Annotated in this window: 25 protein-coding genes and 5 pseudogenes; 11 read left to right on the top strand and 19 right to left on the bottom strand. The window is 65.8% G+C overall.

Annotation, left to right across the window (positions count from 1 at the left end):
• Window positions 1-8 precede the first annotated feature (8 nt).
• From ABIB25_RS25630 to ABIB25_RS25590, 9 genes are all read right to left on the bottom strand, one after another.
• A complete protein-coding gene (locus tag ABIB25_RS25630; protein WP_354531357.1) occupies window positions 9-833 on the bottom strand; it encodes an HpcH/HpaI aldolase/citrate lyase family protein in 825 nt (274 codons plus the stop codon).
• 43 nt (window positions 834-876) lie between these two features.
• Window positions 877-2,094 carry a CaiB/BaiF CoA transferase family protein gene (locus tag ABIB25_RS25625; RefSeq protein ID WP_354531356.1) on the bottom strand — a complete coding sequence of 406 codons (1,218 nt, stop codon included), beginning with the start codon at window positions 2,092-2,094 and terminating at the stop codon, window positions 877-879.
• Window positions 2,091-4,340, bottom strand: a complete 2,250-nt coding sequence (locus ABIB25_RS25620) for an SUMF1/EgtB/PvdO family nonheme iron enzyme (protein WP_354531355.1) — start codon at window positions 4,338-4,340, stop codon at window positions 2,091-2,093. Before ABIB25_RS25620 ends, ABIB25_RS25625 begins: the two co-directional genes overlap by 4 nt.
• Window positions 4,337-5,698, bottom strand: a complete 1,362-nt coding sequence (locus tag ABIB25_RS25615) for an ADP-ribosylglycohydrolase family protein (protein WP_354531354.1) — start codon at window positions 5,696-5,698, stop codon at window positions 4,337-4,339. The genes ABIB25_RS25620 and ABIB25_RS25615 overlap by 4 nt, the downstream gene beginning before the upstream one ends.
• Window positions 5,695-6,927, bottom strand: coding sequence for an ADP-ribosylglycohydrolase family protein (locus ABIB25_RS25610; protein WP_354531353.1), 1,233 nt, complete (start codon window positions 6,925-6,927; stop codon window positions 5,695-5,697). The genes ABIB25_RS25615 and ABIB25_RS25610 overlap by 4 nt, the downstream gene beginning before the upstream one ends.
• Window positions 6,928-7,011: 84 nt before the next feature.
• A complete protein-coding gene (locus tag ABIB25_RS25605) occupies window positions 7,012-8,400 on the bottom strand; it encodes an ABC transporter substrate-binding protein (RefSeq protein WP_354531352.1) in 1,389 nt (462 codons plus the stop codon).
• Between the two features lie 61 nt (window positions 8,401-8,461).
• Window positions 8,462-9,295: a carbohydrate ABC transporter permease gene (locus ABIB25_RS25600; protein ID WP_354531376.1), complete on the bottom strand. Its 834-nt coding sequence runs from the start codon at window positions 9,293-9,295 to the stop codon at window positions 8,462-8,464.
• Window positions 9,295-10,236 carry a carbohydrate ABC transporter permease gene (locus tag ABIB25_RS25595; RefSeq protein ID WP_354531351.1) on the bottom strand — a complete coding sequence of 314 codons (942 nt, stop codon included), beginning with the start codon at window positions 10,234-10,236 and terminating at the stop codon, window positions 9,295-9,297. The genes ABIB25_RS25600 and ABIB25_RS25595 overlap by 1 nt, the downstream gene beginning before the upstream one ends.
• The gene (locus ABIB25_RS25590) at window positions 10,233-11,312 is read right to left on the bottom strand and encodes a LacI family DNA-binding transcriptional regulator (RefSeq protein WP_354531350.1); all 1,080 of its coding nucleotides are present in this window, start codon (window positions 11,310-11,312) and stop codon (window positions 10,233-10,235) included. The genes ABIB25_RS25595 and ABIB25_RS25590 overlap by 4 nt, the downstream gene beginning before the upstream one ends.
• A 247-nt stretch (window positions 11,313-11,559) precedes the next feature.
• On the opposite strand from ABIB25_RS25590, the gene ABIB25_RS25585 reads away from it, so the two are divergent.
• On the top strand, window positions 11,560-12,009 hold the full coding sequence (locus ABIB25_RS25585) for a YdeI/OmpD-associated family protein (RefSeq protein ID WP_354531349.1): 450 nt from the start codon (window positions 11,560-11,562) through the stop codon (window positions 12,007-12,009).
• A 156-nt stretch (window positions 12,010-12,165) separates the two neighbouring features.
• Here ABIB25_RS25585 and ABIB25_RS25580 read toward each other — a convergent pair whose 3' ends face one another.
• The 3 genes from ABIB25_RS25580 to ABIB25_RS25570 form a co-directional block, all read right to left on the bottom strand.
• Window positions 12,166-12,426, bottom strand: a complete 261-nt coding sequence (locus tag ABIB25_RS25580; protein ID WP_354531348.1) for a hypothetical protein — start codon at window positions 12,424-12,426, stop codon at window positions 12,166-12,168.
• A 349-nt stretch (window positions 12,427-12,775) separates the two neighbouring features.
• Window positions 12,776-15,094, bottom strand: coding sequence for a DUF222 domain-containing protein (locus ABIB25_RS25575; protein ID WP_354531347.1), 2,319 nt, complete (start codon window positions 15,092-15,094; stop codon window positions 12,776-12,778).
• Window positions 15,095-15,493: 399 nt separating this feature from the next.
• Window positions 15,494-15,709: a hypothetical protein gene (locus ABIB25_RS25570; RefSeq protein WP_354531346.1), complete on the bottom strand. Its 216-nt coding sequence runs from the start codon at window positions 15,707-15,709 to the stop codon at window positions 15,494-15,496.
• A 138-nt stretch (window positions 15,710-15,847) separates the two neighbouring features.
• Here ABIB25_RS25570 and ABIB25_RS25565 point away from each other — a divergent pair, with 138 nt between their 5' ends.
• From ABIB25_RS25565 to ABIB25_RS25530, 8 genes and pseudogenes are all read left to right on the top strand, one after another.
• Complete coding sequence (locus tag ABIB25_RS25565) at window positions 15,848-16,111, top strand: PadR family transcriptional regulator (protein ID WP_354531345.1); 264 nt, start codon at window positions 15,848-15,850, stop codon at window positions 16,109-16,111.
• A gap of 68 nt (window positions 16,112-16,179) precedes the next feature.
• Window positions 16,180-16,560, top strand: a complete 381-nt coding sequence (locus ABIB25_RS25560) for a hypothetical protein (protein ID WP_354531344.1) — start codon at window positions 16,180-16,182, stop codon at window positions 16,558-16,560.
• Window positions 16,506-17,234, top strand: coding sequence for a hypothetical protein (locus ABIB25_RS25555; RefSeq protein ID WP_354531343.1), 729 nt, complete (start codon window positions 16,506-16,508; stop codon window positions 17,232-17,234). The genes ABIB25_RS25560 and ABIB25_RS25555 overlap by 55 nt, the downstream gene beginning before the upstream one ends.
• A gap of 830 nt (window positions 17,235-18,064) precedes the next feature.
• Entirely contained in the window at window positions 18,065-18,574 is a 510-nt protein-coding gene (locus ABIB25_RS25550; protein WP_354531342.1) for a hypothetical protein, read from the top strand.
• A 300-nt stretch (window positions 18,575-18,874) separates the two neighbouring features.
• Window positions 18,875-19,204 (top strand): PadR family transcriptional regulator, encoded by a 330-nt coding sequence (locus ABIB25_RS25545; protein ID WP_354531341.1) that lies wholly within the window; start codon window positions 18,875-18,877, stop codon window positions 19,202-19,204.
• Window positions 19,201-19,623, top strand: coding sequence for a hypothetical protein (locus ABIB25_RS25540; protein WP_354531340.1), 423 nt, complete (start codon window positions 19,201-19,203; stop codon window positions 19,621-19,623). The genes ABIB25_RS25545 and ABIB25_RS25540 overlap by 4 nt, the downstream gene beginning before the upstream one ends.
• 274 nt (window positions 19,624-19,897) lie before the next feature.
• Window positions 19,898-20,716 (top strand): annotated as a pseudogene (locus ABIB25_RS25535) (IS701 family transposase); the annotation flags it as partial.
• 2 nt (window positions 20,717-20,718) lie between these two features.
• Window positions 20,719-21,237: pseudogene (locus tag ABIB25_RS25530) on the top strand (transposase); the annotation flags it as partial.
• Here ABIB25_RS25530 and ABIB25_RS25525 read toward each other — a convergent pair.
• The 3 genes and pseudogenes from ABIB25_RS25525 to ABIB25_RS25515 form a co-directional block, all read right to left on the bottom strand.
• Complete coding sequence (locus ABIB25_RS25525) at window positions 21,215-21,553, bottom strand: transposase (RefSeq protein ID WP_502919902.1); 339 nt, start codon at window positions 21,551-21,553, stop codon at window positions 21,215-21,217. The pseudogene ABIB25_RS25530 and the gene ABIB25_RS25525 overlap by 23 nt on opposite strands.
• Before the next feature lie 64 nt (window positions 21,554-21,617).
• Window positions 21,618-21,791 (bottom strand): annotated as a pseudogene (locus ABIB25_RS25520) (transposase); the annotation flags it as partial.
• Window positions 21,792-21,854: 63 nt separating this feature from the next.
• On the bottom strand, window positions 21,855-22,304 hold the full coding sequence (locus ABIB25_RS25515; RefSeq protein WP_354531339.1) for an ArsI/CadI family heavy metal resistance metalloenzyme: 450 nt from the start codon (window positions 22,302-22,304) through the stop codon (window positions 21,855-21,857).
• A gap of 91 nt (window positions 22,305-22,395) precedes the next feature.
• Here ABIB25_RS25515 and ABIB25_RS25510 point away from each other — a divergent pair, with 91 nt between their 5' ends.
• Window positions 22,396-22,755, top strand: a complete 360-nt coding sequence (locus ABIB25_RS25510) for a metalloregulator ArsR/SmtB family transcription factor (protein ID WP_354531375.1) — start codon at window positions 22,396-22,398, stop codon at window positions 22,753-22,755.
• 193 nt (window positions 22,756-22,948) lie between these two features.
• Here ABIB25_RS25510 and ABIB25_RS25505 read toward each other — a convergent pair.
• Window positions 22,949-23,386 (bottom strand): annotated as a pseudogene (locus tag ABIB25_RS25505) (transposase); the annotation flags it as partial.
• Between the two features lie 561 nt (window positions 23,387-23,947).
• Here ABIB25_RS25505 and ABIB25_RS25500 point away from each other — a divergent pair.
• On the top strand, window positions 23,948-24,310 hold the full coding sequence (locus ABIB25_RS25500; protein WP_354531338.1) for a GNAT family N-acetyltransferase: 363 nt from the start codon (window positions 23,948-23,950) through the stop codon (window positions 24,308-24,310).
• Window positions 24,311-24,547: 237 nt separating this feature from the next.
• Here the strand turns inward: ABIB25_RS25500 and ABIB25_RS25495 are convergent, their stop codons facing one another.
• The 3 genes and pseudogenes from ABIB25_RS25495 to ABIB25_RS25485 form a co-directional block, all read right to left on the bottom strand.
• On the bottom strand, window positions 24,548-24,814 hold the full coding sequence (locus ABIB25_RS25495) for a hypothetical protein (RefSeq protein WP_354531337.1): 267 nt from the start codon (window positions 24,812-24,814) through the stop codon (window positions 24,548-24,550).
• Window positions 24,815-24,959: 145 nt separating this feature from the next.
• On the bottom strand, window positions 24,960-25,247 hold the full coding sequence (locus tag ABIB25_RS25490) for a mycothiol transferase (protein ID WP_354531336.1): 288 nt from the start codon (window positions 25,245-25,247) through the stop codon (window positions 24,960-24,962).
• A gap of 46 nt (window positions 25,248-25,293) precedes the next feature.
• A pseudogene (locus ABIB25_RS25485) lies at window positions 25,294-25,434 on the bottom strand (DinB family protein); the annotation flags it as partial.
• Window positions 25,435-25,648 lie beyond the last annotated feature (214 nt).

The raw sequence follows: 25,648 nt of genomic DNA, 5'->3' as shown, positions 1-25,648 counted from the left end.
CGCGCCCTCTACTCCGGTGCGAAGGCGAGGATGCGTTCCGCGCCAGCGCGCATCGCGGCGTCCACCATGGTCCCGTCTGCCGTGGTCGCCACCCCCTGCCCGGCCAGCGCTGCTCGGTCAAGGGCATCGAGAGTTTGACGTGCGGAGGTGATCTCGCTGTCACTCGGGGCGAACGCCATTCTGATGACGGGGATCTGCGACGGGTGCACCGCACTTCGCCCGAACAGACCCAGGAGTCGACCACGCCGACACGACTCTGCCAGTCCCGACAGGTCTCTGATGTCCGCGTGCACCGACATCGCCGGTGGGCGGAGGCCGGCCGCGGCAGCGGCCACCACCAGCCTCGACCGGCAGTAGGTGAACGCATCCTCGTCGCCGAGGGCCAGTTCCCCGGCCAGATCGGCCTCCCCCAGCCCGACGGCCACCACCGCCGGATGAGCCGCGATCCCGGGCAGTGCCTGCACCCCGGCCGCCGATTCGATCAGGGCGTGGACCCGGATCGCTTGCAGTTGGGCCAGTTCGTCGAGGTCGGCCGGTGTGTTGACTTTCGGCACGCGGATCTCCGATGGGGCCAATCCCGCGGCCGCGATTTCGCGCAGCAGTACCAGGTCGGCCGGAGCCTCCGGTCCGGAGTTGATCCGAATCGAGATGCGGTCGAGTTCGACCCCCGACATCAGGAACCGGCGGACATGCTCCCGTGCCGCGGCTTTCGCCGTCACCGAGTCCTCCAGGTCGATCACCACCAGATCGGCGGCGGTGGCCAGGGCCTTGGCGAACCGGTCCGGCCGGTCGCCGGGAACGTACAGCGAGCAGAGCACGCCGGGTGGTCTCATCGCCCTGCTCCCCGTCCCTGCGCTCTGCTGAAACCGCTCGCAATCATATGGCGCCGGTCGCCCGTAGCTCCGCGATGTCCTCGACCGTGAAGCCTGCAGCGGCGAGCGTGCTGTCGGTGTCGGCCCCCGGCCGGCGGCCGCCCCACTTGATCCGGCCGGGAGTCTCGCTGAGCCGGAAGATGACGTTCTGCATCGCCAGCCGACCCAGGTCGGGATCGTCGACGTAGTGGACGGTGCCGCGGGCCCGATACTGCGGATCTTCCATCAGATCTGCGGCGTTGTAGACCGGTGCGACCGCAGCGTCGGCCTGCTCGAAGGCGGTGATCACCTCGGCAGCGGTGCGTTCGCCGATCCACGTCGCGACGGCCTCGTCGATTTCGTCGCCGTGCTCGGCCCGGCTGCGTCCGCTGGCAAACCACGGTTCGTCGAGCATGTCAGGCCGCCCGACGAGCGTCATGACCCGCTCGGCTACCGTCTGGGCACTGGCCGACACCGCCAACCAGACCTCGTCCTTGGCCTGATAGACGTTGCGGGGAGCGTTGTTCGGCGATCGGTTGCCCGTACGCGGCTGGATCAGACGCAGTTGGTCGTACGCGGTGATCTGAGCGCCGAGCATCATCACGATCGGTTCGATGATGGCAAGGTCGATGTCCTGACCGTGCCCGGTGCGGTCGCGATCCCGCAGCGCGACCATGATCGCGAAAGCGGTGGCCAGCGCGGCGATCCCGTCGGCCAAGGCGAAGGGGGGCAGGGTCGGCGCGCTGTCCGGTTCGCCGTTGGCCGCTGCGAAACCGCTCATCGCCTCCGCCAACGACCCGAACCCGGGGCGGTCGGCGTACGGTCCGTCCTGGCCGAAGGCGGTGACGCGGGCCAGCACCAGGCCGGGGTTGGCCTCCCGCAGCACCTCCGGCCCGAGTCCCCACTTCTCGATCGTGCCGGGCCGGAAGTTCTCGATCAGCACGTCCGCGTCCTTGACGAGCCGCAACAGCACCTCTCGGCCCCCGGTGGTGTGCAGATCGGCCGTCACCGTGCTCTTGTTGCGTCCGATGGTCTTCCACCACAGGCCGATGCCGTTGCGGCTCACCCCGTGCCCACGACTCGCGTCCGGCTGGACCGGATGCTCGATCTTGATCACCTCGGCGCCGTAGTCGCCCAGATACGTTGCGGCCAGCGGGCCGGCGAAGAGGGTGGCCAGTTCCAGCACCCGGACACCCTCGAGTGGGAGCCGTTTCGCGCCCGCCTCCGCCCCGGCGGCGGTCATGACGGCAACTCGGTTTCCGCGGTGACGACCTGGGGTGCGCCGTGTTGGACGACCGGGATCGGTCCGCGGGCCATCCCGAAGCCCAGGTGCGCCGATCTGGCCAGGCCACGTCCGGCGCGCAGCATCTTCGCCACGCGGTGCGGTGGCTGAGGACCGGACTCGAAGTACCAGTCGGAGCCGCCCCGTGCCTCCGGCGTGCCGCCGACCAGCAGATCGAACCGCACCGTTCCCTCCTGGTAGGAGTCAGCCGTCCACTGCCAGACCCGCTGCCTGATGTGCGGTTTCGCCGTATTGGATGGGCCGGCCGACTCCCGGTCTGCTGCCAGGTGCCATTCGGCCGAGGTCGGCAGCCGTCCACCTCTCCAGCGTGCGTAAGCCTGTGCGTCCTCCAGATCGACGAACGTCACCGGTTCGTCGTCGGTTCCCGGCCGCGACCGCCGGCCCGACCAGTGCGCGAGGAAGCGATGATCGTTGCGAGGGCGGTACCCGCTGGCGTGGAGAAACTCTGCGAACTCGGCATTGGTCACCGGGGCGGTCCGGACCAGAGTCCGATCCGCGATCAGCACGGTGACGTCCTGCGTCATCTCGGCGTGCAGGTCGGGGGCCAGCGGCTTCCACGCGTCCACCCACCAGGCGCCGTCGAGCATCCCGCTCTCGCGGCGGCGGAAATGCCTGTTGGAATGGTGTTCTCCCGGCTCCAGGAGCACAGCGCGTTCGAGTGGCAGGACCTCTCCCTGCCGACCCGCGGGCGTCGCCGAAGACACGGCCGGCACGGGGTCCAGCAGCACCGGTGGCCGGGCCGGGAACTCCGTCGAGCCGTCGAACGGCAGTGCGGCGGCCGCCTCGGCGCAGAGGGTCGCCTGCAGGTCGTCGTCCCCGGTCAGCAGGAGAGCGCCAATCCCGGTGGCCGGGATTCGCACGGTGACCCTGGCCGGTCTACCGGGGTCGATCGTCTGCTGGGTACCGGCGAGCAGATCCCAGCCAGCGGGGTGGTTCTCGTCCAACTCGAGCGTTACCACCACATCCTCGGAGGCACGGTTGACGAGTGCGTAGAGACTCCTCTCCGTGTCGGCAAATCTGGAGGCGAAGACCTGGTGGGCGGCGGCCTCGGGTCCCAGATCGACCAGCGGGGTCCACTCACCGTCGATCAGCAACGCGGAGTACTCGCGCTGGAGCAGTCGCATCTGGCGGTGGAGCGAGAGATCACGCTGGTTCCAGCCGACCCACGTGCCGAATACGTTGTCCCACAGCAGCACTCCGCAGCCGTTGATCCAGGCCGACTGCAACTCGGCACTGTGGTCGCGGTTCCAGCGGCGCGTGTGGTGCTGCATGTGGCGACGGTCGAACCAGTGCGCGCGCAGCACTCCCGGGACGGGACTGTCCTGGAACCACTGGGCCCAGGACAACTGATGGGTGCGCATGGCTTCCAGACTCACCCGCGACTCGCTCTCCAGGATCCGGTCGGTCCCGACCGCCTCGACCAGTCCGATATCTCCCTCGCGCAGGGTGTCGAGGAATAGCCCGTCGGCGCCGAGGCGCCCGAGCATGGCGGCGACCTCTTCCGCATCGGTTCCCGGCCGTCGATTGGTCGAGGTGTCCCACGGGTTGTAGTCGAGGAAAACCCTGACCTGGTGGTCCTGGAACCATCGGACGAGGCCATGCAGGCCCGGCACGTCGTAGAAGTCGAACTGGTTGCGGTCGTCCAGCCCGATCACCGGGTAGGCGTGCCAGAGCACAATGGCATCGAAACCGCCGAATTCGCCTGCGATCTCGGCCAACAATCGGTCCGGCGTGAACTCGTCGGTGTCGAACCGGTAGAGCCGTTCGTCCCAGAGCCAGCACAGGAGAACGGTCCGGCACTCGGCGGCCCAGGTTTGCGGTTGCGGCGTCCTTGCCCGCACTCCGGCCTCCGGTGGAGGCTCGGCGGCAAGGATCGACTCCCGCCAGCGGATGAGTTCCTCGCGCCATTGCGGCCAGGACGCCGGGTCGTCAGGAGCGGCAAGAATCTTGGCATTTCGCAGGTCGATCCGGTTCGGCTCGCGGACCTCCGTCGCGTCGGCCAGGCCGGTCACCGGAACGGCGCCGGCGGCCGCCTCCGAAGACAGACTGACGACGACCGGCATGTCGACGGGCCGCGGGAGTCGGAGGTCGCGGCCGCGTTCGACGTCGAGTCCGCGGTGCAGGTCGTCGAAATCGTCGGTCGGGTGGTCACCCTCGATGCCCACCCGGGGGACGGCGATGCTCATCGGAGTGCCACCGCCGTAGTGCGCCGGGCGAGGTCGGCCAGGTCGGCGCCGTCGAAACCCGGCAGGCTCGACGCGATGCGGCCATGGATCGGATCGGTCCAGCCGGCCGAGACCACGCGGCGTCCGCCCAGGGCGCCGCAGAGGCCGCCGACGGTGGCTCCGGTGGAATCGGTGTCCCAGCCGGCGATCGCGGTGAGGGAGATGGCCGCGTCGAAGTCCTCGCCATGACGGGTGACCGCGTAGGCGACCAGGGCCGCATTGTTCAACGCGTGCACCCAGTGCAGGTGGCCGTGCTCGGCGACGAGCGCATCGAGGGCATCGGCGTCGTCGGGTTTCCCGGCCGCGAGATCCATGGCGTGGCGAAGGGCGTCGGCGAGGCGGCTCTGCGGTGGGATGACGGACAGGCCGGTCGGGACGATCTCCGGCGGGGGGGCGCCGGCGATGGCGGCGCTGGTCATCGCCGCGGTGGCCATGGCCGAGTACAGGCCGCTGCCGGTATGGCTCAGACTGGCGTCACGCCAGGCCATCTCCGCTGCGGCCGCCGGATGGCCGGGATTGATCCAGCCGTAGAGATCGGCCCGGATGGCGGCGCCGATCCACTCGCGGAAGGGATTCGCAGTGACCGCCACCTGCTGGATCGGTACCAGATCCAGCAGGTTCCGGTAGGCCGCCCGCTCGGCGGTGAAAACCGTGGTGGCCGGCAGGTTCCGCAGCCAGGCGTCGGCCACGTCGGACGTATCGAAATCGGGGCCGACCCGCTCGACGATCCCCAGGGCAAGCATCGTGTAGTTGAGGTCGTCGTCCTCGGGCATGCCGTCGATGTTCTCGGCCAGGCTGGTGGGCCGGCTGGCCTTGTTCCAGGGATATCGATCGGTGACGTCCGTTGGCACTCCGACCGCGGTGAAGTATCCGCGGAGCGGCCACTGGCCGGACGACCGCAGGATCTCCTCGATGCCCTCGCGGGTGATCTTCTCCACCGGCTTGCCCAGCAGGCAGCCCACGGCGCGGCCGGACCAGGCCCCGGCCATCCGGTCGGCCAGTTCGTCGGAAGGAGGGACCGGCCACACCGGGGGCGGAGCGGGCAGCGTGGCCAGGATGTTCGCGAGGTCACGCGGCTCATCCCTGGCCATCTCCGTCGAGACCGCCCGGGAGTCCAGTTCCACCATCAGTTCTCGGGCGGTGCAGACGAGCGCATCATCGGCCCCCATGGGTGACGCGCCCATCCGTCCGATCGTGGTGGCTCCCCCGGCGGACTGCCACCGCGCGACGAGGTCGTCGACGACCTTCCCCTCCTCCCGGGCCTGTGCGAACTCGTGGATGATCAGGTCCTCGGGTTGCAGCCAGCTCAGCCGCGTCACCCGGCTCCCTGCCCGTGGCCGACGGACGCCAGGTCAGCCTCACCGGCGATACCCGTTGCGGGCGCAGCTGTTCCGGCCGGTGTCACGCTGGCCGCCCGCCGCTGCGATCTGACCAGCCAGGAGTCCCGGTCCGCCGCCGCAATCCTTCGAGCCACGGCCGCCATGGCCTTCCCGGGGGCGATCAGATCCATCCGGCTGGCGGTGGCCACGTCCTCGAGCCACGGCGCCGGGATCGCTGCGCTGCCCCCGAGCGACCCGCAGATCGACCCGGCCATGCTGGCGATCGAGTCGGCGTCGCGACCGTAGTTGACGGCGCCCAGCACCGCGGTCCGGTAGTCCCCACGGGCCGCGACGACCATGCCGAGCGCCACCGGCAGTTCCTCGATCGCCTTGGTACGACTCGGCTTCCGTGAATCCATTGCCGGAGAGCGGTACACCGGGCCGACCGTGTCGAACGGCAGTACGGCCTCGCGCAGGGCGATCCCCAGTCCGAAGGCATCCGAGATCACCTCGGCTGGCAGCATTCTCGCCCGGTCCACTACCGCCCGGATGGCATGGGCGGTCCCGTCCTTGGCGACGTCCAACGCGGCCTCGATGACGGAGTCGACGCTCGCGCCGGACCCCAGGGCCTCGGCGACGGCGGCGGCCAGCACGCCGGCGGCCTCACGACCGTAGGACGACTGGTGCGCGCCGGCCATGTCGATGGCCTCGTCGTAGGCCCCGCGCGGATCACCCGCGTTCACGATGCCGACCGGTGCGATGTACATCGCGGCGCCGCAGTTGACCAGGTTGCCGACGCCGGCCTCCCGAGGATCGTTGTGCCCGTAGTGCAGTCGTAGCACCAGCCATTTCTCGGCGAGGAAGACCCGTTGCAGCAGCACGGCATCCGTTTCCAACTCCGGAATCCAGTGTCGCTGGTCGATCATCTCCGCGACCAGGTGCTCGTCGACACCGAAGGCATCCAGGTGCCGGCCGACCTTCTCGTACACGCGGACCAACGCGTGCGTCATGAGGGTGTCGTCCGTGATGTGTCCGTCGCCCTTGTGGTATGGCGAAGCAGGGCGCGCATGGCGCCAATCCAAATGGTAGGGACCGACGATGCCCTTCACCGGACCGCCCCAGCGCTCGTTGATCTGCTGCTGGGTCCAGCCTTCGGTGGCGCCCCCGATGGCGTCACCGACCGCCGAACCACCGAGGCAACCGATTGCCCTGTCCTCGAACTCGTCCATGATGCTTTCTACCCGTTCCTGTGGTGAGGAGAACGCTCGTTGCCGGGCGTGGTGCTACAGCGATCCACGGTGCCGTGGTGCACGTCAGTTGCCGACGGCCTGCCAGCCCTTGGTGAGTGCGTCGGTCAGTCCGCTGTCGTCCAGGGACCCGGCGAAATACTTCTGCAGGGACGGGATCATCGTCTGGGTCTTCCACTTCGGGTAGCCCTGTGCCGTCTGGAAGGGAGCTTTCACCAGTTGCGGCGCGGTGGCGAGAATGTTGGTCCAGCCGTCGGCACCCTTCGTCTGGGCCGCGATCTCGTCGCGGGCGGCCTGCGACGCCGGGATCAGCCAGTCGCCCTGACCGACAGCCGCGAGATTCTTGGCCTGCCCGAAGTAGTTGATGAAATCCACCGCCTCCTTCGGGTTCTTGGACTGGGTGGCCACCGAGAGCGTCTGCGGATCGGCACCCTGGTGGGCGGAACTGCTCCCGGCCAGAGCCGGCAGGACGGTCCAATGGAAGTCGGCCGGCGCCGAGGCCTTGATGGTCTGGGCCACGTAGTCCCCGGCCACCACCATCGCGTACTTCCCGGCGAAGAAGGCCGGCAGGCTGTCGGACCCGCTCTGCGTGACGCTCGTCGGATCGAGTTCCTTGTTGGTGATCATGGCCTTGATCCGTTGTGGCACCTGCAGTTCGTTGGCACCGACGGCAAAGTTGGGGGTGGCCGGGTCGCCGGTGAAGAACACCCCGTCGAAGCCCATCGACAGGTTCAGTACGGTGGCCGCCGGCGACTTGAGGCCCCAACCGAGTCCGTACTGGCCGGTCTTGGTCAGCTTCTTGGCCATCGCCTGGAAGTCGTCCCACTTCAGCGTCGCGCCGGTCGGCTCCGCCACCCCGGCAGCCTTGAGCTGGTCGGTGTTGGCGAACACGACGTAGGACTGGAGGAGGGTGGGTTCGGCGTAGATCTTGCCGTCGGTGGTCACCGTGTCCCAGATGTTCTGGCCGATGCCGGATTTCACTGCCGGGTCGATGTACTGGGTGATGTCCGCCAGGTAACCCTGCTGGATGTAGTTGGTGATCAGGGACGACTGGAAATCGATGATGTCCGGGGCGGTACCGCCTTGGAACTGGGTGGTCAGCTGATCACCGGCGGTATCGGCGGTGCCCTGCTGCAAGGTGATCTGGATCTTCGGGTGGCTCGCGTTGAAGTCGGCCACGATCTTCTTCACGGCGGCGACCGTGGGCGGCTGGAAGGCCAGACTCTGGAACGTCAGATGGACGACGGGACCGGAGTCGGCGGCGGGGGTGGCCGATCCGGCCCCCGAACCTGCGGCCGCCGTTGGGGCAGAGGAGTTCCCGCTGGAGGTTGCGACCGGCGTGCTGCTCGAGCCGCAGGCGCTGATGACCAGAGCGGCAACCCCGACCGCGGCCAGCACACCCCACTTTCGGTGCAGAGGGCGAAGGCGTTGGATGTGGAGAGGATGACTGTGCATGCTGATGCTCACTCCTTCTTTCACAGCGACCGCCATGGGCGCTGGGGTGGGACGGGCCGGTTCAACCCTTCACGGAACCGGCCAGTAGTCCGCCGGTGAGGCGCTTCTGCAGGAAGGCGAAGAAGATCAGGCTCGGCACGGTGGCCAACACGGAGCCGGCAGCAAGCGGACCGAGCTGCAACATGCCCTCGGACCCGACGTATTTCGCCAATGTCAGCGAGAGCGTGCGGGTGGACGTCGTCTGGATCAGCACCAGGGCGAAGAAGAACTCGTTCCAGGCGGAGATGAACGCGAACATCGCGGTCGCCACGATCCCGGGCGCGAGCAGGGGCAGCACGATGCTGATGATGATCCGCAGCCGCCCGGCGCCGTCGACCGCCGCGGCCTCCTCGACCTCCACCGGGACGCTGCCCAGGTAACCCATCAACATCCAGAGCGCGAACGGCAGCGTCCACACCACGTAGACCAGCGTCAGCCCGGTCAGCGAATCGAGCAGGCTGAACTGCTTGAGAATGAGGAAGACCGGGATGATGATCAGGATGGTCGGAAAGACCTGGCTGACCAGGATCCAGATCGAGGCCACCGTGCGCACTCCGGTACGGAACCTGGTCAGCGAATAGGCGGCCGGCACTGCGATCACGATGACGATCAAGGTGGATCCGACGGACGTCACCAGCGAGTTGAACGCCGAGTGCACCAATCCCTGGTCCGTCAGGGCCGTGACGTAGTTGGACCAGACGATGTGCTCGGGGATCAGGCTCGGGTGGATCGAGACGAGTTCCCGTGCGCCCTTCAGCGAGAGGGAGATCAGCCACAGCAGCGGGTACGCGAGGAAGATCAGGTAGAGGAACAGCGCGAAATACTGCCCGACCCTGGTGACCGGCCGGACCCTGATCACGACTTCCTCTTCAGGCGAGACGGCAGGTACGCCAGCATGATCAGCAGGACCAGGACGACCATCACGTCGGCCATCGCTGCCGCGTACCCGAAGTTCCCGTAGCCGAAGGCCTCGTGGTAGGCGAACAGCATGGGCAGCATGGTGTCTCCGCCCGGCCCTCCGGCCGTCAGCACGTAGACCAGCCCGAACGAGTTGAAGTTCCAGATGAAGTCCAACGAGGTGATGGTGGCGATCACCGGCATCAGTTGCGGCAGGGTGACGTGGCGGAATCTCGACCAGGTCCCCGCACCGTCGACGGCGGCAGCCTCGTGGAGCGACGGCGAGATCGACTGCAACCCGGCCAACAGGACGATTGTGGTCTGCGGCATGCCGACCCAGACCCCGATGAGGATGACGGTCGGCAGGGCTGTCCCCGGCTGACCGAGAAGGTTCGTGGTGCCCGCGCCCAGGTGCAGTAGCCGGATGCTCTCGTTCAGGCTGCCGACAGTGGGATCGAGCAGCAATTTCCACATGATCGCGACGATGACGGGCGGCATGGCCCATGGCACCAGCGCCAGCGTCCGGGCCAGCCAGCGGAGCCGCAGGTTCTGGTCGAGCAGCAGCGCCAGTCCCAACGCCGCGAAGAACTGCAGGACCGTCACGCTCACCGCCCAGATCAGGCCGATCCGGAACGACTGCCAGAAAAGTGTGTTGTGGGCCAGCTTGGCGAATTGGTCGAAGCCGACGAAATCAATCGTGACCTTGTAGCCGGCCTTGGCGTTGGTGAAGCCGAGATAGATGCCGCGCACCAACGGATACACGCTGAGCAGCAGGATCGGGATGGCGGCCGGGAGCAGCAGGAAGAGCCCCGGACCGCTGGCCTGGAACCACTTCTGGAAACCGTTGGCCGGGCGCGGTTTCCGCGGAACCGGCGGCTTGGTGATGGTGGGCGCGCTCATGTTTGACCCCGCCTCTTCGCGCGAGCGCCTGTGGAGTCGCGGGCGCTGGTGGAGTCGTCGGCGCCTGTGAAGTCGCGGGCGCTGGTGGAGTCGCGGGCGACCAGTCGTGGCGCCTCGCGCACCCGTTTGATCGGAGCGTCCGGGCGGGCAAGGCGGCGCAGCAGCAATCGGGCGGCGATCTTGCCGCGGTGTCGTGACCCCAGCGACACACTCGTCAGCGGCGGTGAGGAATACAGGCACATCTCGCTGTCGTCGATGCCGACTACTGCCACGCGGTGCGGCACCCGCAATCCGGCTCGCGCGATGGCGTGCATCGCGCCGATCGCCATCATGTCGTTGGCCGCGAGCAGCGCGTCGAACTGTGAATTGACGATCAGATCGGCAGCCGCGGCAGCCCCCTTCGCGTAGCTGAACTCCGTGGTGAGACGACGCAGACCGTCTTCATCCGGCAATCCGAGGCGTTCGACCGCTGATCGGTAGCCCTCCAACCGGCGATCGCCCGGGTTGGTACCCAGTGGGCCGTCGATGAACGCGATCCGTCGTCGACCGAGTTGGTGGAGGTGGTCCATCGCGAGGTTCACCCCTAACCGAGAGTCGGTGACGACGTTGTCGATGGCGGTACCCCTGGGTAGTCCGCCGATCACGACAACCGGAATCGGTGCGTGGCGGAGGGTTTCGACCAACTCGCTGTTCATGCGCAGCGGACAGATGATGAGTCCGTCGGCGTACCCCCGGGACACAGCATGGAGCGCAGTCCCCAGCCCGAGGTCGCTGTCCGAGCCGATGGAGGAAAACTGGATGCGATAGCCTGCGTCCCGCAGGACGGCTTCGGCGCCCTGCATCATCGATACGTAAGCGGGGTTGGCCAGATCATCGATGACCACCGAGATCTGTTCGGTACGACGGATCTTCAGCGAACGTGCGGCCAGATCCGGTGCATAGCCGAGAGAATGGGCCACCTCGCGCACGCGGTCGCGGGTGGCGATGCTGGCCGGAAGGCCGTTGAGCACCCTGGAGACCGAGGCGACCGACACTCCCGCCCCGCGTGCCACGTCGGCAAGCGTCGACCGCACCATTGCGACTCCAGCTCTGTAAACGTTCTTGTAATCGTTTACGAACCGAGATGTTGCCCCGCCCGGTCCCAGTTGTCAACGCTAGAAGTTCCGAGCAGTTCAATCAGGCCTGTACTGGGTCAAGCCCGAGTTCGATCAAGCCCGCCTTCGATCAAGCCTGTGTTCGTTGGTGTTCTGTACGTGGGAGTTGTGATCGGTCGCGTTCTGGTCGGGCAAGCGCTCGATCGGTCCCTACCCCATACTCGGCTGCATGAAATTCACCTGCAACCTGCAGCTCGAGGGCAAAACGGCGACGGGCCTGCTGGTGCCCGAGTCGGTGGTGGACGCACTGGGCACCAGCCGTAGGCCGGCTGTGGTCGTCACTCTCAACGGCCACAGCTACCGCAGTAGCATCGCGGTGCGTGGAGACCGATTCCTCATCCCGGTCAGTGCGGAGATCAGGAAGATCACGGGTGTCTCGGCGGGGGACGAGGTAGAGGCCGACGTCGTGCTGGATACCACTCCGCGCGAAATCGTGGTGCCCGACGATCTCGCGGAACTGCTGGCGAAGGATGCGGTGGCTGCAGCGTTCTTCGGCGGACTCTCGTACAGCAACCAGCGCGGTTTAGTCGACACCATCGAGCAGGCGAAGACCGAGGAGACGCGACTCCGCCGGCTGGACAAGACCATCACGAGCCTGCGAGAAGGTCGCAGGCGCTGAGCGCGGTGTGCTGCCAGCCCTACCGTGCCTTGTCGCGACCGTGCCTTGTCGCGACCGTGCCTTGTCGCGCACGTGCCTTGTCGCGACTGTGCCTTGTCGCGCACGTGCCTTGTCGCGACTGTGCCTTGTCGCGCACGTGCCTCATCGCGTCCGTGGCTACTTCTCGACGGCCTGACGGAGCACCCGGGCGACATCATCGAGCCCGAGCCACAGTGGACGGGCGCTGGCGGCTTCGCCCGGTGTGAACTGGATCGTTACCATGACAGCCTCTTCCGTCCACCGCAGCGCCGTACACGGCCACATCTCGTAACTTCCGGCATCGTCCAGGACGAGACGTGCGATTGCCGGCACCCGGCCCTGCGGTTTGTTGGGAATCACCGTGGGGTCGACCTCGTTCAGGTACCGGTCTTCTGTCATGTTCCAGACTCTATCGAACATACGTTCCCCTTGGTAGTTCTCGGACGAGTGGTCTGCCGATCAGATGTCCACGAGACAGCGGTCCTCCCAGACATCGACACAACTTGGGCCAACAAGGAAGATTGACCCAGGTGGAAGGTCGCAGAACTCGGCTAGCTTGGGGGAAAAAATCAGCCAGGTGCTGTTCGTGGGGGGCAAGAAGAAATTTGGATCGCTGGTAAGTTCGCCATGCCCGTACCGAGCACGATCGGTGATGGATACGTTGGCCCACGACACTGACAGCTGGTAACGCCGTCGACGCAGGGACCGGGATCAACGTCAGTCGGCGCGGCCGATCGCAGCGGCGCCGTCAGAACGGTGGTTCGTCGGGGTCGGGGTATTGGCGGGCTTTGTCGGCTGCCAGTTGTAGGCCGTAGGCGATGGGGTCGAAGCGTCTGAGGGTGTTGTTGTTCTGGGTGCGGAACCGTTCGTAGGAGCCGGCGGCGGCGATGTTTTCTTCGATGCGGGCGTTGAACTGTTCCTGCGTCTCCTGGTCGTCTTCGTCGTCTTCGTCGGCGGGCCGGGGGTCTGTGTCCGTGCCGAGGCGGTGGATGAAGGTGGTGCGGTGGTCGAGTTTGATCCGTTGCGCCTTCAGCAGGCGGGTGTTCTCGGTTTCGGTGGCGTGGCGGCGTGCGATGAGGATTTTGGTTTGTTCGGCGTGACTCTGTGCGGTGCTGCCGCCGTCGAGGATGACCGGGGACAGGTGCACGCAGGGGCAGCAGTCGTGGTCGTCGGTGTCGGGGTCGCTGCCGACAGTCGTTTCCTGCGGGCTGTTTTCGTCGGCGGGATCTGGTCGTTCGTGGTCGGGGATGGCGAATTCTTTGGGGTGGTCGACGTAGTGGTGGCCGGTGGGGCTGGTCCACAGCATGGTCAGGCCGTCGTCGGGGCTGCGGGTGGCGGTCCAGTCGGTGAACGTTTTCAGGAAGTGGTGGTGTCTGGAGAGTGGGTCGAGACTTTTCGCGTCGGTCTGCCCGCCTTGTTCTGGGTGTTGGTGGTCGAAGGGTTCCCGGTGGTCCAGGTCGCACAGTGGTCCGGGGATGCGGCAGGACGGGAAGCGGCAGGTCCCGGCGGCGGTGAGTACCTGGTCGGTGACTGTCTGGGTGGGGATGTAGGCGGTGGACCCGACGGCCATCGCATGGCCGTGTTCGTTGACGACGATGACCGCCAACGATCGGATGGACGTTTTCATGGCGAGCGCGAGGTGGGCGGGGAGGAATCCGTGTCCGGTGAGTTCGGCGGGGTCCTGGTTGAACTCGGTGAACGCGGCCAGGCTCATGGTCAGGTTGAAGTGGGCGCCGCGGCCGTGGTGCTTGGTGATCTTCGACAGTTTCCGGCCCGGTCGCGCGGTGATCGGCTGCGTGGTGATCGGCTGCGGCGCAACAGGAACAGGAACGGCTGGCTCGGCCGCCGGGGACGGTGCTGGCTGAGTCGCGGCGGGCACCGCAACCTCGACGGATCCGGCGGGCTGGGGCGTCGCAGGCTGAGTCGCGGCGGGCATTGCCATCCCGGTGGACGCCGTTGCCTCATCGCTCTTACTGGCGGGGTTCTTCTCGGCGAAGTCAGCGGCCGCACCGTCGACCGACACTCCGAGCGCATCGTCCTCGTCAGCCGTGGAGGCCTCGGCGGAATCAACATTGTCGTCGAGCACGTCTGTGGTGACGGCTGTTTCGGCTGATGCGGCCCGGTCGCCCGATTCGGTGGAATCCTCCGGGGTGCAGGTGTCGCGGAGGTCGACGAACCCGTTGGCCAGGATCTGCAGGCACATGTCGACCAGGGCGTCGGCGCGGCAGGCGGCGATGCCCCGTTCGTCCATGCCGACGGTGGCTTTGGCGATCCGGTCCAAAAGGTCGAAGACGGCGACGGCGACTTCGGCGGTCAGGTGCGCCCGGATCATCCCCATGCCGTCGACGCTGGGGGTGTGGTCGACGAACCGGTCCTTGCGGGCTTGGTCGGCCCGTTTCTTCGACGCGGTGGGGTCGGCCTGGATGACGCGGAGGTCGATCATCGGCCGTAGCAGCCCCGGGGTGCGGGTTTCGGCCAGCGGCAGCATCTTCGCTTCCACGGCGGTCCGCAGGGTGGGGTCGAGGTTGGCGGTGCGTTCGGCGATCATCCGGGCCCGGGGTAGGTCGATCCGGCCGGCCTTCAACGCCGCGAGGGTCGCCGGCAACTCCTGCACCAACTCCACCGCGGCGGACACCCGCCGGGATGCGCCCAGCGGCGATTGGTGCAGGGCGGCGCTGATCTCCGCGGCGGCCATGTCTTTGGCCCGTTCGGCGATCAGCACGCTCATCGCTTCCGGGTCGACCAGCCCGCCGGGGCGGTTCGCCAACCCGGTGTGGTCGATCAACCCGTCGATCAGCTTCGTCATGGATCCGCACCGTCCGGGTGTGGCGAACTCCGCGACCGCGGCGATCTGCACGGCCTGCAGGTGGGAGATCAGCCGGTTCGCCGCGACGATCAGATCCGGCAGCTCGGACGGCGACAACGCTGCCGGGACAGCGGAGGTGACCCACCCGAAGGTGTCCGCGACCGGTACGGCAGCGGGGGCAGCAGCCGGTTCCGGCGTCGGCGCAGCGGCCGGTCCCGAAGGTGCGGCAGCACTGTCGGGGTCGACCGGTACCGTCGTCACATCACCACCCCCTCCCGTCTTCGGTGAACCTGAATCTCTCGTACGATAGTTCCCATGGGTCCTCAGAAACCTGTCCTCGACGTAGCTCTCGAGACCTCCATGTAACGCGTAGTGGACCCGGCCAGAGGCCATCGACAGCGGAGGCACCCACGGCCCGTTTAGCCATTGAGAGCGTCTACTCCAGGGCAACGCCTCCTCCATGGGTCGCTCGCGGCCATGTCGTTTCGGGATTCCGATATGGAGCACTGCCTCGTTTGTTCGCGGCCTTGGACCATGTCGAGATGCGTTCCGAATGACGACCCGCTTAGACAGCTGATGGCTACATCAGGCAAAGAACAGGGCGTAAAAAATCAGCGCGAGCCCCGCCGGCGCAGCAAGGACGCCGGCGGCGATGAGCCCTCAGGGCATCTTTGGGGATCTGCCAGGTGCCCGCCAGTTCCCCAAGGTGTCCAGGTACTTCGAGGTCTGCGGCCGTCTCATTCCGGTGGTCAGCATCCGGGTCGCAACGAACATCCACACTAAGCCGATCGCCGCAATGCCGACCCGCTCCCAACCCGTCGGCCGGCCCGGCAACTGACCATCGGCAAGGACAACGATCACGGCCACCATCGTCATGTGCGCTATTGTGCGCCCACTCCGCCAACTACCATCCAGTGCTCGATGCTGCTACAGACCGCCGCGCTCCGGTAGCCGATCGTCGGGCGGCAACTTCACCTTCTCGCCATACTCCGCTACTCGATATATGGTGGGTAGATGGCTGAGGTTAGGGGACGTGAGGCGTCGATTCTGATCCTGAGTGCTCTGGCCAGTGAGCCACGGCACGGGTATGGGATCACCAAGGATCTGCTGGCCCAATCCGATGGGTCGGTGGTGCTGCGGGTGGGAACGCTGTACGGGGCGTTGGACCGGTTAGCTGGGGAGGGCTTGATCGAGTTCGACCATGAAGAGGTGGTGGATTCCCGGCTCCGGCGGTACTACCGGCTCTCCAGTGCGGGGGCATCCCGGCTAGCCCAGTAAGCACAGCGATCCGCGCGGCAGGCTGAGTTGGCCCTGTCGCGGCTGGCCACGGGAAAGGGACTGCTGGCATGAGCACCGCCGATCCACACGCGCGGTTGGAGCAGTCCTACCGCCGGTTGTTGTGGCTGTTCCCGCCGAGCTACCGGCGGTCCCGGGGCCGGGAGCTGCTCGACGTGTTGATGGAACGCGCCGATCCGGGGCAGCGTCGCCCATCGCCAGCGGAATCGGTTGCACTGCTGCGGTTCAGTGTCCGCACCTGGGCCTCGCGGGCGCTCTCGCCTGCGCCCGCGGCGGCGCGGAACGCGATGGGACTGCTCGCCGTGGTGCTGCCCATGCTGCTGCTGTTCCCGCGGCCACCGCCCTGTATGTCGACGCACAGGTCGGCGGATTCGGGATGGACGAGTTGCCGTTCGGAGCGGACATCCCGGCGTGGCTGCTGTGGTGTGTGACCGCCGTGCTGTGCCTGTTCGGGCGTCCGTCGTGGGCGCGGTGGCCGGCGGTGCTCGGCGTGGCCGCGTACCTGGCCGCTCAGGTCGTCGAGTACTCGGTCAACAACTTTCAGACGGTGGCCAACGCGTTGGGCTGGCTCGGCGTGCAGGTGATCGCAGCAATCGCGTTGGCCTCACCGGCCTGGGTCGTCCACGGCAGATCCCAGGTGAGGCGTTGGCGTGCCGCCGCAATCGGAGTAACCGCAGCCGGTGCGGCCCTGGCCGTCTCATCCGTCGATCACCTGCGGCTGTCAACCGGACCGACCGGGTACCTCTCGTGGCTGTGGCTGGTGACCGCGCTGCTCGCGCTGGTCGCCGGAGGTGCGGCGCTCAGAAGCGCTGAGGGGCGAGCGGTGTTGCCGCTCGGCGCCGGTTTGGCGGCATTCATGGTGACCGCGAAATACCTGGCCTACGGGCTGGCCGGCGACTTGGGCAACAACGTCACTGGTCAGTCCGGCCCGCGAGGTCATCTCGAAAGCTTGAACTTGACCCTCCTCGTCGTCACGCCGCTCCTCATGTTCATCGCAACCCGCGCCGTCACAGCAGGAGCGAACTCCCGCTTCCCACCCGCGCAACCGACGATGTCATCTGAGGCGCAGCAAACCCGACGGACCCGTCACGGCGAAAGCCGGTAGAACGGTGACCGGAAGACGATCGGTGACCGGAACACGATCGGCTGGTGGGCCCGGTTGATGACAGTGTGAAATCAATACGACAATCGCTGCTTGCTGGGACTTTCTCGGTGTCGAGCCCTTCTTCGAGATGTAGCTCGATCTGGATCGCGTCCATGAGCTTGGCGATGTCCATGGCGAGAGTCTTGTCCAGGTCGGTAGCTTTCACAGCATCTTCTAGCTCGCGGAGCATCGACCGCTTCACGACTTTCTCTTGGAACCGCCAGGTGGTTCTGATCCGCCGTCGGGGTCTGCCTTCTATGTGGACGTCGATGTCCTGCCAGAAGCCGTCGACCCAGCCCAGCCGCTCTAGCCGAGGAGGATCGGGTGCATGGTCCCGCTGGGCATGCCTGTCTCGGCCGAAAAGTCCAGACTGTAAACATCTCTGGCGGGCGTCTCACCCGGTGGTCTCCGATCGAGCCAATAAGCACGGCTCACTTGACTCTACTTAGGGGCTAGGTAGAGTACATCCTATGGCGCGACGCAGTCCTCGGATGACAATGAGGCCGCAAGCGGAGGTCCGCTCCCTGACGACCACCCGTGCAGATCGGGGGCCCGTGGGTTTGGCGAGAAGAGCCGCGCCGAAACAATTTGAACTGAACGGCCGAAGGCAACCGGGTGAACTTACTGGTCCGGGCGCGGTGGCCACTCCACGCAGGTCATCCGAAGACATGCCTTGGCGGCCACATCGGTCGCTCTGGGTGGAAGCCGCGTGGCAGCGCCATGGTTCGCCCCGCAGCAGCGAGCGGAGGCTTCGGGCTCTGGCGACGGTCGGCCTACTCATCATTGTTTTGGTGGCCGTGGGCTGCACTCAAGAGGTCGTCGGCGGTAGTGGCCGCCCGGATTCCAGTTTCGCCTTCGCGATCTTCTCGCGTCCGGAGCGCACGACTGACCACATTCCCGCTCCGCTGTGGAACGAGCCCAGCCCCAGCACCAGCGGCGAGGCCCCCACTGTCCGACTGGCGGTGAACGGCGACCAGCGGCAGATCTACGTGGTACACACCTCGGACGACCAGATCTGCGTAGTTGCGGACGGGAACCCCGGGGTGGACACGATCGGCGGTCAAGGTTGCGCCCCGGGCACGGTGGCGACGCTCCGTCTATTGACGTTCGGGGTGCACGAAGGGGTCGCTGCCAACGACTGGACGGCAGTGTTGATTCCGGACGGCGGGACCGTGACGATCAACAGGGGCACATTCGTTGCAGCCGGCGGGGGGGTTCTGATCGTCCGTGGCAACGGAATCGCGGTGACCGTAACCGGCACCAATGGTGGGCCCTTACAGCTGACCATCGCCGGCCGTTGACCGCAGGCGGCTTTTGGGCTCGGCGAGCCCACCTAGGGCCAGCCGGAGGCCGTACGTCCGAGTGATGCGTTACCCAGGGCCAACTGTCAGGCGACGTCAACGTCTACCTCCGAGCGGGTGTCTTGGCATGAGTCATCGGGCCTTGCTCATCGATACACAATGGGTGCCCGACGATGTTGGGCTCGGTCATTCAACTGGATGGCGCGCACAACCGACCCGGCAGAGCCAACTCCTCGAGGGGTTGTGCTCTACTTAGGCCCTAGGTAGAGTAATGCCATGACATCTGGATCCAGGCCCCGTATGACGCTCTCCACGCAAGCCGTGTTGCGCGCCCTGCTGGACGACCCGAAGCGCGACCGCTACGGGCTGGAGATCTGCGCTGCCACTGGGCTACCCAGCGGCACTATGCATCCCATCCTGGCTCGGCTGGAAAATCTAAAATGGGTCGAATCCGACTGGGAGAAAATTGATCCGCAGAAGGAAGGGCGCCCCCGCCGCCGCTACTACCATCTGACAACCGACGGGTTGGCCTCGGCCCGGATAGCGCTGGCAGAAGCCCACGACGAGCGGACTCGGATCGCCGCCCGGTACCGCCCGGTAGGTCGAACGCCGCTGGGTGAGCCGACGTGAAGCAACTACCGCCCGGCTACCTGGCCACCCCCACCGCCCCGGCATCGGCGCTGGTATCGATCAGCGTGCTCGCCTTGCCGCGGAGTTGCCGCGACCGGTACCGCAACGAGTTCAACGCCGAATTGTGCTGCCTCCCGATGCGAAGGCAGATCCTACAAGCCGGCGGCCTTCTCGCCGGCACCTTCGCCCTGCGCCACGCCCTGAAGGAGGAAGACATGTCCATCTCACCCGAACCCGGCAAGCATCTGACCTGCCGGATCGGACACCACCACTACCTGTTCATCGACGACAAGAACCCGGAAGACCGACGAATCCACCACTTTGAATGCCGCGACTGCGGCAAGGTGAAGGAAGAAGGCCCGGACTACCAGCCGAGCAACGGGGAGTGGATGGCCAAAGGGTCCTTGGGCGGCTGGTAGATCGACAGCGTTGGTCAAGCCGAAATAGAATCCGAATGCTGCCGTTCAAATTTGCGCATTCCCGGTCAGAATTACGACAATTGCTCCTCGGGACTTACTCGGTGTCTGACCCTTCTTCGAGCTGGAGCTCGGTCTGGATCGCGTCAACGAGCTTTGCGATGTCCACGGCGAGAGTCTTGTCCAAGTCGGTAGCTTTCAGGTCATCCTCTAGTAGTACTTTGTTAGATCGGCGTGTCTCCGTTGTGCAGCAACGGGTTTCGGGGAGAATGGAGGTATGGATGCGGGTGGTTTTGATGCAGTCGGTGAGAAGCTCGATGCGTTTGCCGCGCGGGTGTTCTCCTCGTTTCGGCGAGCTGATCAGCGGGTCACCGGCGGGTTGTATCTGCGGGGTTTGATGTTGGACGGCCGGCGTAAGTCGATGCAGCCGATGGCGGAGCGGCTCGGGGTGGATCACCAGCGGTTGCAGCAGTTCATCACCTCCTCCCCCTGGGATGTGCTGCCGGTGCGGAAAGCGTTGGTGCGCCTGGCGATCGGGGTGATCGAGCCGAGCGCCTGGGTGATCGACGACACCGGCCAGGCCAAAGAAGGGACGGCGTCGGCGTGTGTGGCCCGGCAGTACTCCGGGACGATGGGCAAGATCGGCAACTGCCAGGTCGCGGTGAGCGTCCACGCGGTCACCGACAAGGCGTCGGTCCCGTTGGACTGGCGGTTGTTCATGCCCAGGAGCTGGGACGATGAGGCCGCCGACAGCTCCGAGGCCGCCGCCGCGGTGGCGGCGCGGCGACAGGCGTGCAAGATCCCCACCGGCGAGCACCACCGCCCGAAGTGGCAGATGGCGATCCAGATGCTCGACGAACTCGCCGATTGGGGATACCGGCCGCCGGCCGTCGCGGCCGACGCCGGCTACGGTGACACCACCGCGTTCCGCCTCGCCCTGGAAGAGCGGGACATCGGCTACGTCGTGGCCGTGAAGGGCTCCACCAGCGCCTACACCGCCGCCGCGGTGCCAGCCACCGCGATCTACAGTGGCCGGGGACGACCGCCGGTGCCGCGATATGCCCAAGCACCCGCCAGCTGCAAGGACATCATCGTGACGGATCCGGCCAGGCCCGCGCCGACCTGGCCGCCGCCGGGCATGAGGCGGTCATCAAACCGATCCCGTTGCGCCCGGCGGTGCCGGGCGGTTTCACCCTGGACGATTTCACCATCAACGCCGACGAAATTGCGGTGACCTGCCCCAACCGGGTGACCCGCCGGGTGACCGCAAATCGAAAAGTGATCTTTGGCCGCGTCTGCAAAGGTTGCCCGCTGCGAGCCCAGTGCACCAGCAGCAAATCCGGGCGGACCCTGGACCTGCACCCGCAGGAGAAGCTGGTCCGCGCGGCCCGTCGGCAGGCCGAAACACCCGAGTTCCAAACGGTTTACCGGCGGCACCGGCCGATGGTCGAACGGTCCATCGCCTGGCTGGTCCGCGGCAACCGGAAGGTCCGCTACCGCGGCACCGGCAAAAACGACCACTGGCTGCACCTACGCGTGGCCGGGCTGAACCCAGGGCCCCGGCAAAGTCGGGGATGGGTCATGTTGGACTGTTCTAGCTGGTCAGCAGTAGTGTGAGGGGTCGGTGGTGGTCTCGGGCGTGATGTCGTACTGCTTCGGCGATGTTGTGGGCTCCGGCCGTCCGCAGGAGTCCGATGGCCAGGTTTTGTAGGGTGGCCATGACCTGGGGTCCGTTGCCGGTGCGGGCCTGGGACAGGTCTTCACCGAAGGTGACGTCCCGGACCCAATGCAAACGGTTTTCAATCGACCAGTGTCCGCGGAGCCAGGTGCCCAGCTGCGCGGCGGACGCCTGGGTCGGGTGCAGGTCGGTGACCGCGTAGACCGTCTCGGTGCGCCACTTCCTGGACTGGATCGACCGGATTTTTCTGCTCACCTGGATCGCCTGGGCGGCATGGGGAAACAGAATTCCTGCGGCGATGGTGACGACTTTGAGGGTTCTCTTCGAGCCGCTCCGCCATCGGCTGCATCGACTTACGCCGGCCGTCCAACATCAAACCCCGCAGATACAACCCGCCGGTGACCCGCTGATCAGCTCGCCGAAACGAGGAGAACACCTGCGCGGCAAACGCATCGAGCTTCTCACCGACTGCATCAAAACCAACCGCATCCATACCTCCATTCTCCCCGAAACCCGTTGCTGCACAACGGAGACACGCCAATCTAACAAAGTACTACTAGCAGCAGGCGCTGGCCGACTCGGTGCTCTGCTGGCTTCCGCAGCACGACCTGCCCTCGGCCTGCTCCGCGGAGAACGCGGCCGAGTCCGCCAAGACCGTGTAGACCTCCCACTGCTCCCCGTTTGGCGCGCCCTGCACCCAGAACTTGTCCTGCTTGGCGTAGCAACAAGTCGTCCCGCGTTCGTCGATCGAAGCGAAACCCTCTCCGGCGAGCCGGGTCTGCTCGGCATCGACCGTGTCCACATCGGCGACCTCGACGCCCAGGTGGTTGATGGAACCGCCCTGGCCGGGGTTCTGCATCAGGATCAACTTCAACGGCGGCTCAGCCACCGCGAAGTTGGCATAGCCCGGTTTGATCTTCGCGGGCGAAGTGTTGAACAGCTTCGAGTAGAAAGCGATGGACTCGTCGAGGTTCTCGACGTTGAGCGCCAGCTGCACTCGGCTCATGATGTCTCCTTCGATCAGGACTTCGACGGATGTCTATGTCCTTGGTGACACCCAGGTTGCACTAGACATCGACATCTGTCAATATCTATCTATGTCGAAGTCTTTGATGCTCCTGTCGCCGGTCGATGCGGTCGCGTGTTGTGCACCGTTGTCGCGTGAGCCGATCAGTGCACAGTCCGCCGAACGGATCGCACCGCTGCTCAAAGCTCTCGCCGACCCTGTGCGGTTGCGTCTGATGTCGCTGGTGGCCTCGCGCAAGGGCCAGGAGGTGTGCATCTGCGACCTCAGTCCCGAGTTCGACCTTTCGCAGCCCACCATCTCCCATCACCTCAAAGTGCTACGCGAGGCAGGTCTGCTCGAGCGGGAGAAACGTGGAGTGTGGGTGTTCTACAAGGCCAGGACTGAGGCGCTGGCGAACCTGGGCGCGTTGATCGGTGACCCTTCTGCATGACGTCAGGCCGTATGCCCATCACGACAATAGGACTCACCTCAGGGGCACCGCACTGTTGAGAATGACCTTTGGCAGGGCGACGGATCCAACAACGCTGATGATCAGCGACACCCAGGATCTGCGCGGGAGATGTTGTCAAGACCTGTGAATCAAGATCTTTAGGCACCGCCGAGACGTTAGATTCACCATCTGATCGCTCGACGAGTTTCCCGTGGTGGAAGGTTGCGCCGGCGCGGACGAGGGCGACCAGCTGCGGTACGTTCACCGTGCGCCACCGGAGTTCGGCGGCCTCGTTGAGCTTGAACGCCATCGCCAAGCCGGCGATACGGGACTCAGGTCCTTTGGTGACCTTGGTGCGTTGCCTGACGGTCGCAAAGGTCGACTCGATCGGGTTCGTCGTCCGCAGGTGCACCCAGTGCTCGGCCGGGTAGTTGTAGAACTCGAGCAGCACGTCCAGCTCGTCGACGATCTTGGCCACTGCCTTGGGGAACTTGGTGCCGTAATCTCTGGCGAACGCCTTGGCCGCGCCCCGGGCATGGTCGATGTCTTCCGCGTTATAGATCTGCTGCATCGCGGTGATCGCGCCGGGGTGCGCCGACTTCGTCAGCGCAGCAGGCACATTCGCTGATTGTGGAACCGCACCGCTGCCCCGGGTGATACCAAGATCGTCATTGCCGCGGTCCACCCTGATCAGCGTCCCGACACGGGTTTCCTGCACCGCGAATACCGTCACCGCGCACATGCCAACCAACTGGCCCTGACAGCAAGGATGGGATCTGCCATTCACCAGCGTTTGCGGCCGACCACCAAAATGGGATCGCCGACGCACCCGTACAACCACCCATCGGCAACACCACGAATAAACACGCAAACCGAAGATGGGCCCATCGTCGATCAACCATGCCCCACGAAATCAATTTCAGCTTGGCCCCGCGAAAAATCACCACCGGACCCGGGTCGATCGATGAATCCAAGTTCAATGGTGTCAGGGGAATGCCGCCCAAATAGTAGGCGAAACTGCTCCTGGCTGGGTAGATTCATGACATAACGGAGTTGATTGCACCTACCATGCGGCTGCGCGCGCCTTTCTCGACGCCCACAAGGAATGGGGTCCTGGAACCCATGAAGACGGGTTCGGACTCGACGAGTCCGATGAGGTCGACTCCACACCCGATTCCACTCACGGCTGACGTTGCTGGCCAAACAAGCAGATCCAGCCAGGCAGTGGCGTTGCATCTACCGGTGGATCGTCCAAGACGATCGCGTCCTCGGCGGGATCGCACTTCGACAGGGCGACAACCAGGTGATCACGGATATCGGTCACATCGGCTACGGCATCCGCCCATCTTCTCGAGGGCGGGGTGTGGGTACCTGGGCATTGCGTCAGATGCTCGACCTAGCCGCCGAGGCCGGCATGAACGAGGTGTCGCTGGTCTGCGAAGTAGACAACACGGCATCGATCAAGACCATCGAGAACAACGGCGGTGCCCTCGAGGGCGTGCGTGAGACCGAAAACGGTTCGGTCCGGCGCTACAGGATTGATTTGAACCGCTAAATACCTAGCAGCGGTCGTTGACTCTTCGCCGTCGATCCGTTCGCAGACGGCGACCGACCCGGACGTGTGGTAGTCGGGCTCGTCGGCAGCGAAAGCTTCCACTCGTCGCTCGTCGCACGCCGGGCGATCAGGCCGAGTACCTGCTGATCGGACGGGGAAGGCGAAGTGTTCCGGAACTGGGGATGCGACCGCTTGCAGTTGATGATCCACCGGGCGCCAGCCGGGGGCCCAGCACCGTCAAATTCCGTCGGGGATATCCATGGCGCGGCGTACCAAGGTGTCGGAAAACCGATCCCGGGCCGACACTTTCATGCTGTCATCGTTGATGATGGAGATGTGAGCTGTGACGTTTATGTCCTTCGCGGCTCGTCGCAGCTGCCGCCGCAGAGCCGTCATCGAGGTGGCGTCGGAGCGGCGCATCACGATGGGCGTCAGGCTGTGCGCACTCAGTGCGAGCAGTATCACCTCTGCGGCGGTGCACGAACGGCCGTCCCGGTCCAGCACAGCAGTTTCCTCCTCAAGTGGTCATCCACCGGTGGGTCGATGGTCCTCGGTCGTCGGTGAGCGTCACTGCTGCGCAAGGACCGCCGACGGGCAGTCGCAACTGGCTGCGGTAACCGGGATATTGAGTTGACGGGGCTGGACATCTTCAGTCGAGCACCAAGTGTTGGTGTCCGTCGATCAGCTCGCGGACGATGTCGAGTTGGCCGGCGTGCGCCGCTGTTTCAGCAATGACGTGGACGACGATCTCGCCGACGGTCCGCGTCGGCCCGAGGAAGTCAGGCCAACCAGCTGCGTTGTCCTCAAGGTCAGCGGCGGTGATGATCGCGTCGCTTCGCTCGCTCTCGGCGTCGTACAAGGCGAACACGTCGATGCCGTCCGGGGCCGACCAGGCACCGTTCGGGTGGTTCGAAGTAGGACCACGAAGTCGGGTCATTGGCCACGACGGCCTGAAACCACCAGCGCTCGACATCAAGGGCCAGGTGGTGCACCGCCACGATCGGAGCCCACGTCCTCGGCGGTGTCGCCGTTCGCAGGTGAACATCGCTCAGACCCTCGAGTGTCTTCTTGACGTGTTGTCTCTGGGCACGGAGCTCGGCCAGCAGGACCGATGTATGGGACACCCGGTCACGATAGCGCTGCCGGGTGACGGCGCCGGCCGGGCCGACCGTGCTGTTGACTGCAGGTGTATCCACGCCCCGCAGCTCGACCTGGCAGGCGTGGGTGAGGTGCCGGGCCAACGCGGTGAGATTGACGATGTTGGCCGTCCTACCCTGGTCGGCATGCGGTGAGAATTCGCGTTCAGATCAGGGTTCAGCAATGAGCCTCGATCGGATG

The organism is Nakamurella sp. UYEF19 (assembly GCF_040546275.1).
GTDB lineage: Bacteria > Actinomycetota > Actinomycetes > Mycobacteriales > Nakamurellaceae > Nakamurella.
This window is presented reverse-complemented; position numbering and strand designations above follow the sequence as displayed.